Origin of the sequence: Paenibacillus sp. FSL R10-2788, assembly GCF_038003885.1 — a bacterium.
GTDB lineage: Bacteria > Bacillota > Bacilli > Paenibacillales > Paenibacillaceae > Paenibacillus_AQ > Paenibacillus_AQ odorifer.
On record NZ_JBBOQA010000001.1, the window covers coordinates 5,661,884 to 5,679,724 of the forward strand.

Sequence of the window (17,841 nt, forward strand, 5' to 3'; positions counted from 1 at the left end):
TAAATATGATTGCAAAAGCACGTGCTAAGCGCAAAATATCCATAAGTTACCTTGCTGCGCTAATGAGCCTAATCGTTCTGGTTCCACTTTACACCGGGACAGGTGCATCCTTACCAGTGGCCCATGCAACGGAAACAACACCTTCCGCTCCCGCTCCAGCAGCTGACCATCCTCGCAAAATCGTTGCTTACTTCCCAGAGTGGGGCGATCAGGAGAACAAAGGATTTTACACCGTAGACAAAATTCCGTGGGATAAAATTACCCATATTAACTACGCCTTCGCCAAGGTAAATCCTCAAACGAACAAGATTGATCTCATGGACCGTACAGCTGCAATCGAAAAAGACTATCCCGGTCAGCTGACTACCCTGCCTTTTAAGGGGCATTTTAACCAACTGATCAAGTACAAACAGCTCTATCCTGATGTACGCACCCTGATTTCTGTTGGCGGCTGGTCGGGTTCCGGAGGATTCTTCAACATGGCGAATTCGGAAGCCGGGCGAGAAGCTTTTGCCAATAGTGTTGTGGATTTTCTGCGTACCTATCAGTTCAACGGAGTGGACATCGATTGGGAGTACCCTTCTGGCACTGGGCAGTCCGGTAATCCTAACGATTTTGCCGTGGCAGAACCGCTGCGTACAGTTAATTACAACAACTACGTTCTTCTTATGAAAAAACTTCGCGAAAAGCTCGATCTGGCAGGTTCACAAGACAATCAGAAATATGACCTGACTATTGCGGCCACCGCCTCTTCCTGGATTCTTGGGGGCATGAAGCTTGGGGAAGCCAATCAGTATTTAGACTGGGCGAACCTTATGACCTATGATTTCCATGGTGCGTGGAATGGTTATGTAGGGCCGCATTCTGCACTGTACCCGGATTCCCGCGATACTGAAACTGCTGCGCTGGGTACTCCGGTTCTGAATACCGACTGGGCGGTCCGATACTATCTCGGTACGCTTCCTCCGGAAAAAATCGTGATCGGAGTTCCTTATTATTCACGAGGCTGGAAAAATGTGAATGGAGGCATCAACAATACCGGCTTTTACGGCACAGCTCCGACAACCGGTGGGGGAGCAGATGGCCAATACGGCATCTGGAATGATCCCGCACCAGAGCAGCCTGCTGGTGCAAATCCGATCTGGCATGTGCTAAATCTGCTCAAAGATCCAGCGAATAAACGTTACTTCGATCCTGTTACCAAAACACCGTACTTGTTCAACGCAGACAAGAAGGTTTTTCTTACGTATGAAGATAAGGAATCTCTAGGCTACAAGCTGGATTACATTAAACAAAAAGGCTTGGGAGGCATGATGTTCTGGGAATTAACGGGCGATTACTCTGAGCAGAGCGATGGCACTTATACGTACGGCAATTCTCTGACCGATTTTGCCTATGATCAGCTGAAGACAGCCTCGCCGCCGGGCGGAGCTCCTAAGCCGCAGTTGCCTGAACCTAAAAACTTCAACCTCAGCTTCAGCGGCGCTTATGATCATCCGAACTATACCTATTCATTAAAAATAACGAACAACACCGGTGCGGATATTCCCGGTGGCTGGAAGCTGGAATTCGACCTGCCAACAACTACAACCCTAACCTCGGCATGGGGAGCCGGTAGCGTTGAGCAAATCTCCACGACCTGGGATTTCAACCGCTACCGTATTACAGGTACAGCTACTCAAACCATTGCAAACGGAGCTTCACTTGAAATTCCGGGTATGATGAAGCTGAATTTTTCAGGCGGTCCACAGCGAATCACCCTGAACGGAAACTCGTCCCAACAGGAATACGATAAACTGTACGGTGGCATTACGCCAACACCAACACCGTCTGCATCACCGACAGCAACACCTACTCCGACGACTACACCAACAGCAACACCAACGGCAACACCTACAACAACACCGACTCCGACGGCAACCGTGACGCCAACGCCAACTGTAGCGCCAACACCTACTCCTACGCCGGGACAATGCTCGGCAGCGACCTGGAATGCGGCAACCGCATATACTGGCGGACAACGTGTTTCCTACAACGGCTCAATCTATGAAGCCAAGTGGTGGACACAAGGCGATCGTCCCGATCTTAGCGGACCGGACGGTGTCTGGAAATACATCAGCGTATGTGAAACAGCAACGTCTACACCAACGGCAACTGTAGCTACAACGGTAATACCGACTTTGACACCTACGGTGGCACCGACGCCTACTGCAACCGTAACACCCACGCAAACTCCATTACCGACTGCTACACCTACTTCGGGAGGGTCTAGCTGGGTAACAGGAGTTGCTTATAAAGTAGGTGATGTCGTTGCCTACAGTGGAAAAACGTATACCTGCTTGCAGCCTCACACTTCACTTCAGGGGTGGGAGCCAGCTTCTACACCTGCTCTTTGGAAGCTGATATAATCGGGTGCTCTCTTTGATTCCAACAAGAAGATTGTCCCATTACAAGAAGAACATCCCATTATTAGTGCAGAGTCATACTCATTCTCTGGGGCTTACGTTAAGGACCCAGTTGACGTTATTTACAAATTTCAAGCCTTTGGAGCTATGTTTCGGACTCCAGTGCTGCTATTCCTTATGAAATGCTTCTTTTGGGGTTTTTTTCGTGCCCATAGCGACTTTGGGGTCCAGTAGAATCTCAATTATCGGAAATAGCTACGTTTAAGGTCAGCTGTGTCCGGGTGGCAGCTTCATACGGGTAAATGTGTTAGAATCGAACGAAGTTTGAGGCTTAGTTCAAAGGGAAGGTATAAAAAACGGGGGTGCCCAGCAGCCATTTCGCGGCTTTTGGACACCCCCACTTTTTAAAAAAACTCTATTCCGGCGATAGGCCGCCTTCAGCCGCCAGTTTCTTCTCCAGCTTCGCCGTCAGCAGTCGCAGTGCAGTTCCTCGATGGCTGATCTGCTGCTTCTCCTCCAGCGTAAGCTCGGCCATAGTTTTTTCATGTTCCGACAGGTAGAATAGCGGGTCGTAACCGAAACCACCGGCACCTGATGGTTCTGAAGTAATCCAACCTTCGACCGCACCTTCTGCGGTTAGCTCCTGCTTGGAAACTGGATCGTACAGCGATAAAGTACAGACGAACCTAGCCGTGCTCAGCAAAGGCTGATCTGTGTCTTCCCCCTGTTTCAATCTCTCTAGCTCGCTAAGCAGCTTTAGGTTATTTTCCCCATCCGTAGCATCTTCACCTGCAAAACGTGCAGAGTACACACCAGGTCTGCCATCCAAAGCATCTACACAAAGACCCGAATCATCAGCGAGTACCGGAATTCCAAGTGCGTCACCTACGGCTTTGGATTTTTTAAATGCGTTTTCTGCAAAAGTAGCTCCGTCTTCTACCACATCGGGCAGATGCGGATAGTCATACATACTCTTAACTGTCAGGCCCAGCGGGGCAAAAGCGTGCTCGAATTCGCGCACCTTCCCCTTATTCTTCGTAGCGACAATGAGAATATTGCCTGTGGAATTCATGTTACACCTCTTGGCCCGGCTGGCCGGAAGGGATTTTCAGAGCAATCGCTCCGAGCGCTTCTTTTTGTGCGGCAATCAGTTCATAAATCCCTTTCTCACCTAGACCCAACAAAAGATCCAGCTCTTGACGCGAGAATGGTCTTTCTTCGCCAGTTCCTTGTACCTCAACAAAAGCACCGCCGCCGGTCATGACTACATTCATATCCACTTTGGCTTTGGAATCCTCTTCATAATTCAGATCGAGCAGTGTTTTATCCCCTACAACACCTACACTAATTGCTCCCAAAAAGTCTGTTATAGGAAAAACAGCCAGCTTGTGCTGTAGTGCAATTTTATTAATAGCAAATGCCATGGCAACAAAAGCGCCTGTTATCGAAGCCGTCCGAGTTCCCCCATCCGCCTGAATCACATCACAATCCAGCGTAATGCTGCGTTCACCTAACGCTTGTAAATTCACCACGGAGCGAAGCGCACGGCCGATCAGCCGTTGGATCTCCATTGTACGTCCGGTAAGTTTACCGCGTGCAGCTTCACGTTGATTACGGGACTGGGTGGCCCGTGGAAGCATCGAATATTCGGCAGTTACCCAGCCTTTTCCTTGTCCTTTAAGAAACGGAGGCACTTTTTCCTCTACAGTAGCCGTACAAATGACTTTGGTGTCTCCCATCTCAATGATCACGGAGCCCTCAGCATATTTATTCGTTTGGGTCGTTATTGTCAGCGGTCGTAATTGGTCGTCAGTTCGCCCGTTTGATCTCATCTTTTCTGCCTCCTACATCGTATAGCTAATAGTTTAGTGTGAGTCCCGTTTCCCTGTTGTTCATTGCGGCAGTTCACCGTTCGGGACGTTACGTCTTTTTGAGCAACTTTTATTCTACCAAAGAGGAGGCACAAAAGCATCTTTTAAACCTTAGAAGGTCATTCTATAACGGGAGCTCGTTCAAAAATTCAGGTTCAGAAACAGGTTTGCTATAGTCCACATTGTCAGTGTCGGTAATCGATTGTTTGCCGTTCAAACGAATTTGAACTAAAGCATCTTCCGTATTTTGCGCAACAGTCAGAACAACCGATTCCAGCAATTCGGCAGGAACTTCCTTCCCATCTGCGAACATATCGTCATTCAAGGATACAGTAACAACACCGTTTTGTCCGGCTTCAACCGAATCAAGTGATGTGCCCTGTGTCATAACCATTTCCAGACCATCTCCAGATTCAGGTCCCGCAATCAGTTCATTTATAGCAGCTGTCAGCTGTTCTTGCCCTGCGGGTACAAAGCGCGTAACCGGAACATAATATTGGATACCGTCAGGAGATGTTGTGGAAAAATAAACAGTAACCGCACTAGAGTTCATCAAAGATGGACCTTGTTTAGGCAGGTTAATGCCCATTGTGCGGGACAGCGGGCGATCCAGCGGAGTACCTTGAAGCGGCATTTCCGTAAGCTTTTTACCATCTACCCAGAACTGTACACCTTTAATGTCATCTTGACCGGTCAGCGTCCAAGTGATCGCTTCAAGGATTTTGCGTTCATCCGCAGCATCGTAGTTGTTAAATTCCGAATTGAACTCAACAACTGCCAGATTCGACTTGTCTACCGTAATGCTTTGCACCTCAGTTCCAGCTGGTAGAATGCCTTGGAAGCCTTCTGGCAATGAGGACGCATATTCTCCCTTATTCACTAATGCCATTAAAGAGTTCTTGAGCGTGCTGGAATCTTTGCTTTTTGGCAGATTTAGCGACACTGGAGCGAGTAAGCCGTTTCCATCTTCCAAATATACGGTCGTCCGGTCACCGGAAGCCGTTGTTTTATCCGTTGCTTTAGCGGTTTTGGTGCTGTCCTTAACAGCTGTTTGTGCATCATCCTGAGCCACTGGACCAAATACACCTGAATCCAAAGTGTTATTTCCCTCTGTCTGTAGCATCTGCGCTTCAACCTCAGGTGGCGGAGCATCAATCGATGCTGATTCCGAACCGAACAAGCCACAACCGGACAGTGCCAGTGGAACTGCGAGTAGGCAGACTGCGGAAATTCCGCGGATTTGTTGCATTGTTTTCATCATTTATTACCCCTTTCAAGGTTAGATAGCATTTGTACTGCTATGTATACGAGACCTTTGTCCAAAAAATAACAACTGCTTATCCTAAATTGTTGGAAAAGCCTGTGTACTTTATTTTCAGGTTGGGTTGGATCTAGATTTTAATTCACATAGACTCCGCTTTCTGGACAAATACTTCTTCTAAACGTACAATCTGAGATAACACCAGCGCTTAACATCATGCTAACGAACGTTGTAATGCAAAGACTTAACTTACGAGGTGACTAATCATGGCTGATGAACCAATCGCAAAAATACCTTACAGTCTGAACAGCAAGGCAGTCGCAGATGCGACCAAAGTGTGGTTGAATAAGCGTGGAGTGAACCTGCAGGAAATCGCAGAGCTCGTTATGTTTCTGCAAAAAAAATATTATCCAAACTTAACAATGGAAGAATGTGTCCATAACGTTGAGATGGTACTCAGCAAACGGGAAGTGCAAAATGCAGTACTTACGGGCATTCAATTGGACATGCTCGCGGAGGAGGGGAAGTTGTTTCCGCCGCTTCAGGATATGATCGAAAATGATGAGGGATTATACGGAGTGGATGAGATTCTGGCTTTCTCCATCGTAAATGTATACGGCAGCATTGGCTTCACCAACTATGGTTATGTGGACAAGCTTAAGCCAGGCGTTCTTGAACGGTTGAACGACAAAAACACCGGGCAGATCCACACCTTTCTCGACGATATCGTCGGAGCTGTAGCCGCTGCAGCTAGTAGCCGAATCGCACACCGTAAGCAAGCGGAGCGTGAGATAGACCTCGAACTTCCGCATTCACCTGAGGATCGCGAAGAAGCTGCAAGGAAACTTGCAGAACATGAAAAACAACCGGAGTAACCGGTGTTTTGGGTACACTCTGAGAATTAAAAAGCGATTGTTTCGTAACCCTTGCGGGTTATGAGACAATCGCTTTTTTTGAGGTTGGGTTGGGTTGGGTTGGGTTGGGTTGGGTTGGGTTGGGTTGGGTTGGGTTGGCTTGGCTTGGCTTGGGTTGGGTTGGCTTGGGTTGGCTTGGGTTGGGTTGGCTTGGCTTGGGACCGTTTTAGGGAAAAACTCCCTAAAAAATACCGAAAATCGTTCAAAACCTAAGGTATTAGGGAATTCTTCCCTAATAACTCTACGAAAACCTTAATTTATAGCTACATTCGTAGAATATTAGGGAGAAATTCCCTAATATCCGCTCTACACCTCAACAATCCTCAAAAAACAGGGAGGAATTCCCCAATTAGTCAATACCAATACTTAGTTACTCGACAAGATGTGTTTCTACCCACGAATAGCGGCATCTGAGTCCGAATGATCTGTGTGACGTATAAGTAAAGTAATCAAACATTAGTTGGTAATGCGATCGGACTCAGGTGACACTATTTCCATAAAACACCCTTAATTTAGTCACTTTCGGACTCCAGAGTCGCTATTCACTCAAAAATGACCAATAACTCCCCTCTGCACTAGCAATAACGCCTCCCCGGTCCGATACTAACCTCAAAAGTCCCAAAATCCACGAATAGCTGCATCTATGTCCGAATGATCTGTGTGACGCATAAGTAAAGTAATCAAATGTTAGTCCGAATGTTCAGCCTGACGCATGAGTTAAGTAATCAAATGTTAGTTTGGTAATGCGTTCGGACTCAGGTGACACTATTTCCATAAAACACCCTTGATTTAGTCACTTTCGGACTCCAGAGTCGCTATTCACTCAAAAATGACCAATAACTCCCCTCTGCACTAGCAATAACGCCTCCCCGGTCCGATACTAACCTCAAAAGTCCCAAAATCCACGAATAGCTGCATCTATGTCCGAATGATCTGTGTGACGCATAAGTAAAGTAATCAAATGTTAGTCCGAATGTTCAGCCTGACGCATGAGTTAAGTAATCAAATGTTAGTTTGGTAATGCGATCGGACTCAGGTGACCCTATTTCCATAAAACACCCTTGATTTAGTCACTTTCGGACTCCAGAGTCGCTATTCACTCAAAAATGACCAATAACTACCCTCTGCACTAGCAATAACGCCTCTCCGGTCCGATACTAACCTCAAAAGCCCCAAAACTCACGAATAGCTGCATCTGAGTCCGAATGACCTGTGTAACGCGTAAGCAAAGTAATCAAATGTTAGTCCAAATGATCAGCCTAACGCATGAGTATGTAATCAAAGGTTAGTTTGGTATGCGATCGGACTGAGGAGCTCAATATTCATATAAATAGCACCGAATTATACTCTCTCCTTAGTCACTAAAACCAAAACCCAAAAAAAGAGCAGTCCCAATAACACAGGACTGCTCTGTACCTCTACTTGATCATAACCTTCACATCTCAATTCATTTCATCAATCATCATTCATCACTCATCACTCTTCGAGCCCGCTAGAAACTCTAACTAACATGGTCTCCAGCACTTTGAGATGCTGCAAATAATATAGCACCGTCCGCCTCTATCATCACTGCCCGCTCCCGGCGCATCAGCTCCGCTAAATGCGCCAGTGTCTCACTCATCGCAAAGCGCATCTGGTGAACGGTGGTTACCCGGCTGCGAAACAGAATTTCGCAGACTGCGAAGCCGCTCAGCGGGCAGTTTGCGAGCAAGGCTGCAGCGGTATCCAGCCGCTCCTCATGATGAGCGAGCAGGCTGCTGACCCGGTGCGTGAAGCCCGTGAACGGTTCCCGATGGCCCGGGAACGCCATGCTGACCGGATAGCTGCCCAGCTCCCGCAGCCCCTGAAGAAACGTCTGCAGCGGCTGTGGATCGCTGCCTGGAAGCAGGCTGACATTGGGCGAAATCTGCGGCAGCACAGCATCGCCGCAGATCATTTGCCCGCTGTCCGCATGATACAAGCTCACATGTCCCGGTGCATGTCCGCCAGTTACAATCAATTGCCATTCACGGCCCCCCATCCCGAAAGGCTCTACCTCATTCAGATAAGTTACAACCGGCTGCGGCTCCACTTGAGCGTCAAAGCTCTCCAAATGCGTTTTTATTCCACTCGACCATTCTTCCGACATTCCGTGTCCAATGAAATATAACGGCAAAACTTCATTGATATCCGTGTCACTGCCCCACATCAACATCGCTTCGGCATGAGCACGTTCAGTCATCCATACCTTACATCCGGTCTGTAACTGCAACCATCCCGCCAATCCATAATGATCGGGATGATGATGTGTTACGACGATATCCCACACGTCCTTCCACGACAATCCCAGCTCCTGCAGGATCGCCTGCCAGCATTTTTCTGTCTCCGGGCTACGCGGACCGGGATCAATAATAGTAATTCTGCCATCCTCATCGGGCAGAATATAGCTGTTCACTTGACGAAGCGGCGAGTCCATGGGCACCGAGACCTGAAGAATGTTCTCGTCCCATGAAGTGATATCCGCCTTAGACATGGTGCGATCACCGCCTTTGAATCTTTTTCCTGATACCATTACGATCGAATTCCACTAAAAATCATCCGCGTGGAGCTTTCTGCATTATAAACCTCATCTTCATAGCTGCCATGCACAGCTTCGAGCTGTAAACCCGCTTCCTCGATCATCCCGCTGAATTTCTCCAAGGAATACAGCTTCACACGTTCATGATATTGGCGAGGTGTAGAATCATTTTTAGAGGTTAAAATGATGTCCTTCTTCACGTACCCATCCTCGATCCGCCGCGACTCATCAATCAGATTTTTTCCATCCTCGCGGGTAGAATGCGGCACCAGATGACGAATCACATACGCAGGATTCAGATAATCAATAACAAACTTGCCACCCGGCTTCAACATCCGATAGATTTCACGCAAAACCTTTACCTGCTCCTCATCCTCTTCAAAATAACCAAAGGAAGTGAATAGATTAACCACAGCATCGAAACCTCCAGTTAACGGTAGGTCACGCATGTCAGAACGCAGCCAAGTTACCTGCTCCGCTCCTGTTTGAGATCTTGCCTCACGCAGCAATACCTCTGATAAGTCCACTCCAGTTACCTCGTACCCTGCTTCCGCAAGCGCCAGTGAATGACGTCCCATCCCACAACATAAATCCAGCACTTTGGAGCCTGGCGGTAGTCCCAGCCACGAGATCATTCGTTCAACTTCTTTACGAGCTCCACCAAAGTCTCGATGTTTGTATACGACCAGATAATCCTCTCCGAAGCTCTTTTCATACCATTCAGTCATGTTGTCTCTCCTCCCACAGGCGTCTTCCTGTAACTCCACTCTATGTATGTTAATGTATCGCCATTGTACAGTCTTTTACTCACAAACTCAAAGAAGAGTTGTCACAGTGAGCGTTCAGCCCCTTCATGACAACTCATTCCTACAGCTTCCTTTACACAAGCTGCTGCAAATATACTCGTGCTTCATAAGGTCGAAGTTTAAGCGGTTGGATCTGCTCATCTTTTTCCACGGAATAATTAGAAATTAACAGCTCTATATTTTCTGGTTGGAACTCTGCTGGCCATTCGAATACAGGCTCTCCAGCATAAAAATTCAGAATAACCAGCAGCCGCTGATCTTCCAATGTCCGGGTATACGCATATATCTCTGTATGCTCTGCAAGCAACAGCTCGTAGGCTCCATAAACGATGACTTTATGTTTTTTTCTCAGGGCAATCAGCTGTTTATAGTAGTTGTAGATGGAATCGGGATCTTTAATCGCGTTGCCAGCGTTGATTTCCATATAGTTGGAATTCACTTCAATCCAAGGTGTCCCCGTCGTAAAACCACCTGCGTGACCATCGTCCCACTGCATCGGGGTGCGGGCATTATCCCGGCTTTTATGATGAATGGCAGACATAATCTGCTCTTCTGGAACGCCGTTTTTTCGCTTTTCTTCATAATAATTAAGCGTCTCTACATCCCGGTAATCATCAATGGATTCGAAACAGACATTCGTCATTCCAATTTCTTCGCCTTGATAAATATAAGGTGTGCCTTCCAGCATGTGAATGAAGGTCGCCAGCATTTTAGCCGAAGGAATCCGGTAAAAAAGGTCGTTCCCAAACCGGGACACTGCGCGCGGCTGGTCATGGTTGCAGAGATAATTCGCATTCCAGCCTTTGTCATGCAGAACCGTCTGCCAATTACTCATAATCTTTTTCAGCTCCAGTAGACTCCATGGGACGACATCCCATTTTCCACTACCTGCCGAAGCGGCATCCAGAAACATATGCTCAAACTGAAAAGTCATATTCAGCTCCCGGCGACCATCACCTACGTAATCTAGCGCCTGCTCCGGTCCAAGTCCTGAGGTCTCTCCTACCGTCATAATATCGTAGAAATAAAGCACTTTATCATATAAATTCTGTAGCAGGGTATGCACATCTGCCAGATTGGAGAACATTCCATAAGCCCGTACGGTAGGTGTTCCACCTGGATTATCCGCATCCGGGTAACCTTTCGTCTTCACGATATGTGCAATGGCATCAAAGCGAAATCCGTCCACACCCTTCTTCAGCCACCATTCCACCATCTCATGCAGCTTATCAATGACCACCGGATTCTCCCAGTTCAGATCAGGCTGATATTTGGAATAGAGGTGAAGGTAATATTCATCGGTCCGCGGATCAAGCTCCCACACCGAGCCACTGAAATAAGACTCCCAGTTATTCGGGGGACCTCCATTTTTTCCTTTTCGCCAAATATAGTAGTCCCGTTTCGGATTATCCTTCGACGATCTGGATTCAACAAACCATGGGTGCTCATGTGACGTATGGTTCAGAACCAAATCCATCATCAGCTTCATCCCACGTGAGTGCATCTCCCTCAGCAAATGGTCAAAATCATCCATCGTGCCAAATTCCTTCATAATGTCACAGTAATCACTGATATCATAACCGTTATCATGGTTTGGCGATTTATAAATAGGGCAGACCCAAATCACGTCTACACCTAAATCCTGCAAATAATCCAGTCTGGATATGATTCCTTGCAAGTCTCCAATCCCATCTCCGTTACTATCCATGAAGCTAATCGGATAAATTTGGTACACGACACTTTCTTTCCACCATTTCGGGTTCATTTCTCGGTTACCTCCTATTTAGCTATATGTAGAGTTTAACCACACAAAGCCTAGTAGATAACAATTTGCTCCTACTTCCCTAGTCCCTTTTGATATTGTGAGGGCGTAAGTCCGGTCCATTTCTTAAAAGTAGCACTGAAGTGGCGTTCTTCCCCGTAGCCTACTAACTTTGCAACAGCGTACATTTTTAAGTTTTGGCGGAGCAGCTTTTTTGCCTCTTCTACCCGGTATTGATGCAAATAATCGAGAAAATTCACACCCAGCTCCTGGCGGAACAGTGAACTTAAATAAGTATTAGATACATAAGCTTCCTTCGCAACATATTCCAGAGACAGATTGGTATTATATTTGTTACGGATGATCTCGAGCGCTGTAACTACTGTTCGATGCAGAGGGCGATGTTTAGAAAAAGCCTCCACCACATTCTGCATGATCTTATTCAGGATCGTAGACAATTCTTCCAGCGTCTCGATCTGTGGTGCCTGCTCCATCCAATTGACCAAATGCTGCTTCCATTCGAATCCAGCTACTTGTTTTTCCTGCGCAAGCCTCTTAAGGCGAACGACAAAAGCTGTTGCCCGAATATTCACCTCCTGCTTGAGGCATCCGGGGTTTCCGCGAAAACGTTCCAGCCATTGCTCCAGTAGATCGAGGGCAAGCTCATTACTTCCTGCACCGACTGCCACAAGCATCTCATCCTCCAGCACATTTAATTCAGGATCATCTAAAATCCCGATCTCCTGTGCGCCACCCCCAATAACTCCCGAGCCTTCTGTATAAAAATAAACGCCGCCTTTCCCGTTCAGAAAGCGGGATTCCATGGCCTGAAGCGCTTCTTTATAAGACAGGTGAGCTTCCGAAATATCCGCACGACAGGAGCCTACAGCAATACTGATTGACAGCTTGAGGTATTTCTCCAGATTGCTTTGCAGCATCCCGATTTGCTCTTTTAAATAGATGGGGGTTCGGTAAGACTTGCGGGAATCCGTTCCAGCTAAACCACTGCCGATCCAGAGCAGGAGATTGCCATCATGAAAGGTCTCGATTTTTCCTTTATAGATAGGAGACAAGGTCTCACTAATAATATTTAGGGCCGCGTAACGTAAAAGTACAAAATCCTGTCCAGACCCACCGGCAGAGGGAGGATCAAAATCAAAGCTGACCAGCCCAATCTGCGGACCTTCATGGCTAATAGCCATAGCTAATTCACCGATCAGCTCCTGCCGCCGCTCCAGCGGAACCGGAGGATGATGAATCCATTGGGACAGCACTTGGCTTTTGACAAGCGGTGCATTTTTATGCCAGGAACGATCTCTTTTTAGCTGTTCATTCTCCTGACAACGCTGCCTTTCAATTAGCTCCTTAGCCTTGAGTACCGTCTTCAGAATTTCTTCCGGCCGGCACGGCTTCAGCACATAATCGACAACCCCCAGCGCAATCGCTTGTTTTGCATAAGAGAACTCATTGTATCCAGATAAAATAATCGAGCGAAAGTCGTAACCTCGACGCCGTCCCGCTTCGATTAGCTCCAGACCATTCATCTGCGGCATGCGGATATCCGTTAACAATAAATCCGGCTGTTCAGACTCCATCAGAGCCAGCGCTTCACTTCCGTTCCCCGCCTCGCCCATTACCTCAATCTGATGCGAATCCCAGTCAATCATATTGACGATACCCTCACGGATGGTGTCTTCGTCTTCAGCAATCAGCAGCTTCAGCTTCATCATTTAGGGACCCTCCACAGTGATATGAATGATAATACGTGTGCCTGCTCCTTCTACACTCTCTACTTGCAATGAGGCTCCGGCAAAAAACAAAGCTAAACGTTCCTGTACATTCGAGAGTGCAAACCCCGAACGTCCAGCATTCTCCTCTTCCTCCGAAATAGAGCTTCCTCTCGCTAAACGCTGATGTAGCTCCTGAAGTCTTTCCGGCGTGATTCCCACCCCGTTATCTTGAACCTCGAGCACAATAGTTCTATCTTTGCGGAAGGCGCGAATCGAGATGAGTCCACTTCCAGCCAGTGGCTCGATCCCATGAATCACTGCATTTTCCGCCAGTGGCTGGAGCAGCAGCTTCGGAACTGTGAAATCCTTGATACTCTCATCCAAGGCAATTTCGAACTCAAAACGTTCTCGAAACCGATTTTTTTGCAGGAACAAATAATTCGTCACAAGCTCTACTTCCTGTTCTAATGTAAACGTATCCCGCCCATCATTTAAGCTCAGCCGGAATACTTGAGAAAGCGAATAGACCATATCCGCTATTTCTTTGTCGCCCTTCTTCTCAGCTTCCCAACAAATCGTATTCAGCGTGTTATATAAAAAGTGCGGCCTGATCTGCGCCTGAAGCGTTTTCAATTCTGCTTCCTGCTGCTTCAGTTTGGAGGCATATACATCATTGATGAGCGATTTGATCCGCTGCACCATTAGATTATAACCATGGCCCAAGAGACCAATCTCATCATTTCCTTCAAAAAATACGCGCTGCGTGAAATCCCCTGTCTGCAATCTGCGCATGGAGCGGGAAAGCTTTTTCAGCGGTTTCGTTATTGAGGCGGCGGCGAGCCAGGTAACCATTAAGCTAACTGCTAAGCACAGAAAAGCGATCGTCACCGTGACCTGTGAAATCTGTCCCAGCTCTTTGACAAGCTGCCGTTTGGAATGCACCACCACTACATACCAACCCGTCGTTTCTGACTGCAGATGCGAGACAATCCACTGTTTGTGATCCGCTGTAGACTCCAGCCTCTCCTTTAGGCTCAACTTAGGATCGCTGTCCGCAAAATACGGAAGATCAAGATCTCTTTTGCCGATCCAGCTCTTGTTAGAAGCCGTAATGATGAGCCCGTCTCGATCTACCACAAACATATCTACATCATCTTCAGAGTTGTCTAGATATTGGCTTCCAATCTTACCAGCATCGACCCCGATCACCGCAAGCCCTGCCGGTTTTAAAGTATATACATTCTTGATAATTCTGGAAAGTACAATCTTATGATAATGATCACCAACAAATATGCCATCCGTGGGTCTGGACAATCCAAAGGTTGGACTACCTGCGGCTTCAACGGCTTCCTTGTAGTACGAGGTTTGGATAAAGTTAGAGAACTTCATGCCAGTTGTCAATCCGGCTTGGTTCGCAGCAAAAGGCTCCGCCCCGTTATTCTGGTCTTCCAAAGAGTATAGAATCAGGGATTGAATCGAGTTGCCAGCGACCATCAGGTTGGTGACCGTTTTAAATACGGAATTTCGTTCTTTTTGTGCTTCTGACGACACTAAGAGCCGCTGCACACTTTCATCCAGAAAGAGTGTATTGGAAAAAGAAATCATTCCCCTCACCATCTCATCAATCTGCTCTGCTGTTTTTCGGGTCAGGTGATCCTGTGACTGTTTCATTTTCTCCACCACCTGCTGCGAAGAGATCTGATAGGAGTTCCACCCCATAGCGAATATAGTCACGAGAAGCAGCGGCACAAACCATAATAACAGCTTAAACTGGAGCGGAAGATGGCGATAACGGCTTAATAAGCGGATGTTTCGATTCATGAGAACCACCTTCATGTATAATCAATAAATGTGTAAACCAAGTATAACTGAAATCATTAAACCCTGAACCAGCTTTTTACAATCACTGAAAAATGCCTACATAGTTCTTAAATATGGACCATGTTTCTATCGGTCATAAACTCTTAAGATGGGGATGCAAGAAGAAACGACATTGTCGTCCTCGTTTGATGACAGCCGTTCTCGTGGAAATATATCTCATAAAAAAGGTGGGTTTTTGATGAAAGGTAAAGGAATAAAGCTAGCACTTATGAGTCTAATGCTACCAGCTCTGCTCGCAGGCTGCGGTGGCGGAAATAACAATGCGAAAGCTACCAATGCACCTACAAATGACAAGGCCGAAGCTACTGCCGAAGCAACAGCAAGTGCAGGGGAAAACACACCCGCCGAAAAAATCACACTGAAGTTCTTCACCGCGCTCGCGGATCGGGCAAATGGTTCAGGTAAGGTAGAGCAAGACATTATCGATGCTTACATGAAAGAGAACCCTAACGTCAAGATTGAAGTGGAAGCGCTTCAAGATGAGCCTTACAAATCAAAAATCAAAGTGTATGCCTCCAGCAATCAGCTGCCTGATATCATTCAAGCCTGGGGTCAGCCCTCCTTCCTGAGTCCCCTGCTGGATAACGATCTGCTGCTTGAACTGAACAGCGCTGACTTCGAAGGTAATCAGTTTGTGTCCGGATCCATGGACGGCTTCAGTAAAGATGGTAAACTTTACGGCTTGCCGCGTGGTGCCGACTACATGGTCATGTACTATAACAAAAAAATATTCGCTGACAACGGCATCGAGGTTCCAAAAACCACAGATGATTTGCTTGCCGCCGTCAAAACACTTCGTGCCAAGAAAATTAACCCGATCGCTATGAATGGTATGGACGCTTGGACACTGCCTATCTGGTATGAATTTGTAGCCCAACGTCAGACTGGCGATTTCAATACAATGGATGAAGCTGTTGCGCGTAAAATATCCTTTACAGATCCTAGTCTCGTTGCAGCCGCAACTGAAATGCAGCAATTTGCCGATGCTAAAGGTTTTGCCGATGGCTGGCTGACTGCCGATTACGGTGCTGCACGCAACTTGTTCGGACAAGGGCAAGCTGCCATGTTCTTTATGGGCGCTTGGGAGTCGGGTCTGGCAACAGACGAGAACTTCTCTGAAGAATTCCGCAATAACGTAGGTGCTTTCGCTTTCCCAGCTTCAGATAAAGGTAAAGCAACCGATGATGCCGCTTGGTATGGTGGTGGATATGCAGTCAGCAAAAATTCCAAACATGCTGAAGCCGCTGTTGATTTCTTGAAATATTTCTTCGCTCCAGAGCATTGGTCTAAAATGCTATGGCAAGCCGGCGCGGGTACACCTGCGCAGCAATTCGATCAATTCCTAACGGGTAACGAAACCCAGCTGCAAAAAGAATTGATTGAAGTATTCAGCTCCATGACCTCTTCCAGCGGTACTCCACTGCAGGATGTGGGTGACGATGAGTTCAAGCAAAAGGTAATGGAGGCGCATCAAAGCCTGCTTTCTGATGCAATTACCCCTGAGGAATTCGCCAAAGCACTGGATGCTGCATCCGATAAATTCGCTGGTAAATAAACCAGAGAACTACAAAAAACATGAACCTTAGCGCTCCTGAAGTAACCTAATAGATGGCAGTGCGCAAACCCCGGCTTCCCCCAGAGGCCGGGGTTTTGTTTTCGAAAAAATGTATACACCGATCTGAAATTTACGGCATGTTCCGGTGCCTGGCTTCCCGTTACGATGGTAATAGATAGATTACTCTTTAAAAGGACGGAGATTTCCATGCACAGAGTGTTAAGCGACAAAAAAGCGATATTCTTACTCATCGCACCTGGACTGTTCCTATTTGCTTTTATGATCTGCATCCCTATCTTCATGAGCGCTTATTACGGTTCTACGGATTGGGGCGGAATCGGCAAATACAATTTCATCGGCTTTGATAACTACCGTGAAATTCTATTTCATGACAAAGTGTTCTGGAGATCGCTAGTCAATGCCCTGCTCCTGACCGCCGCCACTGTATTTTTACAACATCCCTTTGCCATTCTCATGGGGATATTCCTAACCAATTCCGGCAAATACGAAAAAATATTCCGGACGATCTTTTTTATCCCCGCTGTAATTTCCGTCGTCGTTACAGCCAAGCTGTGGACCGGAATTTTCCATCCAAACTACGGACTGCTCAACAAGCTGCTAAGCGGAGTTGGATTGGATGCACTTACGCATGATTGGCTCGGTGATCCAAAGACGGCCATCTGGTGCATCATCATTGTTGTTATGTGGCAAGGCTTTGGGTATGCACTGCTGCTGTATTATTCAGGTCTGCAAGGCATTCCGGAAGATTTAAGCGAAGCCGCAAGAATCGACGGCGCCAACAACTTCACCCTCTACACGCGTATCATCATTCCGCTGCTTTCGCCGATGATGCGGGTTGCCATCATCATTGCCGTCACCACCTGCCTTAAGCAAATGGAAACCGTATTCTTAATGACCAACGGTGGCCCTGCAAATAGCACACAGTTCCTAGGGAACTATCTGTACAAAACTGCCTTCTCATCATCGCTATACGGTTATGGTAATGCCATTTCGATTCTGTTTATTGTGTTCTGCCTGATCCTAACCGTTATCCTCAACAAGATTTTAAAGAAAGATATCGGAGAATTTTAAAGAAACC

12 protein-coding genes are annotated in these 17,841 nt (G+C 47.0%); 4 read left to right on the top strand and 8 right to left on the bottom strand.

The annotated features are described in order from the left end of the window. Positions 1 to 5: 5 nt before the first annotated feature. Positions 6 to 2,408, top strand: a complete 2,403-nt coding sequence (locus NSQ50_RS25210; RefSeq protein ID WP_076225257.1) for a glycosyl hydrolase family 18 protein — start codon at positions 6 to 8, stop codon at positions 2,406 to 2,408. Positions 2,409 to 2,820: 412 nt separating this feature from the next. Here the strand turns inward: NSQ50_RS25210 and NSQ50_RS25215 are convergent, their stop codons facing one another. From NSQ50_RS25215 to NSQ50_RS25225, 3 genes are all read right to left on the bottom strand, one after another. Next, positions 2,821 to 3,477: an XTP/dITP diphosphatase gene (locus NSQ50_RS25215; protein ID WP_038573081.1), complete on the bottom strand. Its 657-nt coding sequence runs from the start codon at positions 3,475 to 3,477 to the stop codon at positions 2,821 to 2,823. A gap of 1 nt (position 3,478) precedes the next feature. Beyond that, a complete protein-coding gene (rph, locus tag NSQ50_RS25220; RefSeq protein WP_036686952.1) occupies positions 3,479 to 4,237 on the bottom strand; it encodes a ribonuclease PH in 759 nt (252 codons plus the stop codon). A 163-nt stretch (positions 4,238 to 4,400) separates the two neighbouring features. Next, positions 4,401 to 5,534 carry a GerMN domain-containing protein gene (locus NSQ50_RS25225; protein ID WP_340949952.1) on the bottom strand — a complete coding sequence of 378 codons (1,134 nt, stop codon included), beginning with the start codon at positions 5,532 to 5,534 and terminating at the stop codon, positions 4,401 to 4,403. Positions 5,535 to 5,803: 269 nt separating this feature from the next. Between NSQ50_RS25225 and NSQ50_RS25230 the strand changes: the two genes are divergently transcribed. Next, the gene (locus NSQ50_RS25230; RefSeq protein ID WP_036686950.1) at positions 5,804 to 6,412 is read left to right on the top strand and encodes a phosphatidylglycerophosphatase A family protein; all 609 of its coding nucleotides are present in this window, start codon (positions 5,804 to 5,806) and stop codon (positions 6,410 to 6,412) included. 1,540 nt (positions 6,413 to 7,952) lie between these two features. On the opposite strand, the gene NSQ50_RS25235 is transcribed toward NSQ50_RS25230, so the two are convergent. The 5 genes from NSQ50_RS25235 to NSQ50_RS25255 form a co-directional block, all read right to left on the bottom strand. Beyond that, positions 7,953 to 8,963 (bottom strand): MBL fold metallo-hydrolase, encoded by a 1,011-nt coding sequence (locus NSQ50_RS25235; protein ID WP_076223520.1) that lies wholly within the window; start codon positions 8,961 to 8,963, stop codon positions 7,953 to 7,955. Positions 8,964 to 9,001: 38 nt separating this feature from the next. Continuing rightward, entirely contained in the window at positions 9,002 to 9,736 is a 735-nt protein-coding gene (locus NSQ50_RS25240; RefSeq protein WP_076099469.1) for a class I SAM-dependent methyltransferase, read from the bottom strand. A 151-nt stretch (positions 9,737 to 9,887) separates the two neighbouring features. Beyond that, on the bottom strand, positions 9,888 to 11,579 hold the full coding sequence (locus tag NSQ50_RS25245) for a glycoside hydrolase family 13 protein (protein ID WP_036679550.1): 1,692 nt from the start codon (positions 11,577 to 11,579) through the stop codon (positions 9,888 to 9,890). Between the two features lie 71 nt (positions 11,580 to 11,650). Next, a complete protein-coding gene (locus tag NSQ50_RS25250; RefSeq protein WP_036679554.1) occupies positions 11,651 to 13,306 on the bottom strand; it encodes a response regulator in 1,656 nt (551 codons plus the stop codon). Continuing rightward, on the bottom strand, positions 13,307 to 15,127 hold the full coding sequence (locus tag NSQ50_RS25255) for a sensor histidine kinase (protein WP_076212905.1): 1,821 nt from the start codon (positions 15,125 to 15,127) through the stop codon (positions 13,307 to 13,309). Positions 15,128 to 15,365: 238 nt separating this feature from the next. On the opposite strand from NSQ50_RS25255, the gene NSQ50_RS25260 reads away from it, so the two are divergent. Together NSQ50_RS25260 and NSQ50_RS25265 are read left to right on the top strand one after the other, a co-directional pair. Beyond that, positions 15,366 to 16,742: an ABC transporter substrate-binding protein gene (locus NSQ50_RS25260; RefSeq protein WP_036679562.1), complete on the top strand. Its 1,377-nt coding sequence runs from the start codon at positions 15,366 to 15,368 to the stop codon at positions 16,740 to 16,742. A gap of 207 nt (positions 16,743 to 16,949) precedes the next feature. After that, positions 16,950 to 17,834: a carbohydrate ABC transporter permease gene (locus NSQ50_RS25265; RefSeq protein ID WP_036679565.1), complete on the top strand. Its 885-nt coding sequence runs from the start codon at positions 16,950 to 16,952 to the stop codon at positions 17,832 to 17,834. Positions 17,835 to 17,841 lie beyond the last annotated feature (7 nt).

What these genes read in the sequence shown, in the direction of transcription:
- NSQ50_RS25265 (WP_036679565.1), top strand. Translation starts at nt 16,950, where the DNA reads ATGCACAGAGTGTTAAGCGACAAAAAAGCGATATTCTTACTCATCGCA.
- NSQ50_RS25230 (WP_036686950.1), top strand. Translation starts at nt 5,804, where the DNA reads ATGGCTGATGAACCAATCGCAAAAATACCTTACAGTCTGAACAGCAAG.
- NSQ50_RS25245 (WP_036679550.1), bottom strand. Translation starts at nt 11,579, where the DNA reads ATGAACCCGAAATGGTGGAAAGAAAGTGTCGTGTACCAAATTTATCCG.
- NSQ50_RS25235 (WP_076223520.1), bottom strand. Translation starts at nt 8,963, where the DNA reads ATGTCTAAGGCGGATATCACTTCATGGGACGAGAACATTCTTCAGGTC.
- NSQ50_RS25250 (WP_036679554.1), bottom strand. Translation starts at nt 13,306, where the DNA reads ATGATGAAGCTGAAGCTGCTGATTGCTGAAGACGAAGACACCATCCGT.
- NSQ50_RS25255 (WP_076212905.1), bottom strand. Translation starts at nt 15,127, where the DNA reads ATGAATCGAAACATCCGCTTATTAAGCCGTTATCGCCATCTTCCGCTC.
- NSQ50_RS25215 (WP_038573081.1), bottom strand. Translation starts at nt 3,477, where the DNA reads ATGAATTCCACAGGCAATATTCTCATTGTCGCTACGAAGAATAAGGGG.
- NSQ50_RS25240 (WP_076099469.1), bottom strand. Translation starts at nt 9,736, where the DNA reads ATGACTGAATGGTATGAAAAGAGCTTCGGAGAGGATTATCTGGTCGTA.
- NSQ50_RS25225 (WP_340949952.1), bottom strand. Translation starts at nt 5,534, where the DNA reads ATGAAAACAATGCAACAAATCCGCGGAATTTCCGCAGTCTGCCTACTC.
- NSQ50_RS25260 (WP_036679562.1), top strand. Translation starts at nt 15,366, where the DNA reads ATGAAAGGTAAAGGAATAAAGCTAGCACTTATGAGTCTAATGCTACCA.
- NSQ50_RS25210 (WP_076225257.1), top strand. Translation starts at nt 6, where the DNA reads ATGATTGCAAAAGCACGTGCTAAGCGCAAAATATCCATAAGTTACCTT.
- rph (WP_036686952.1), bottom strand. Translation starts at nt 4,237, where the DNA reads ATGAGATCAAACGGGCGAACTGACGACCAATTACGACCGCTGACAATA.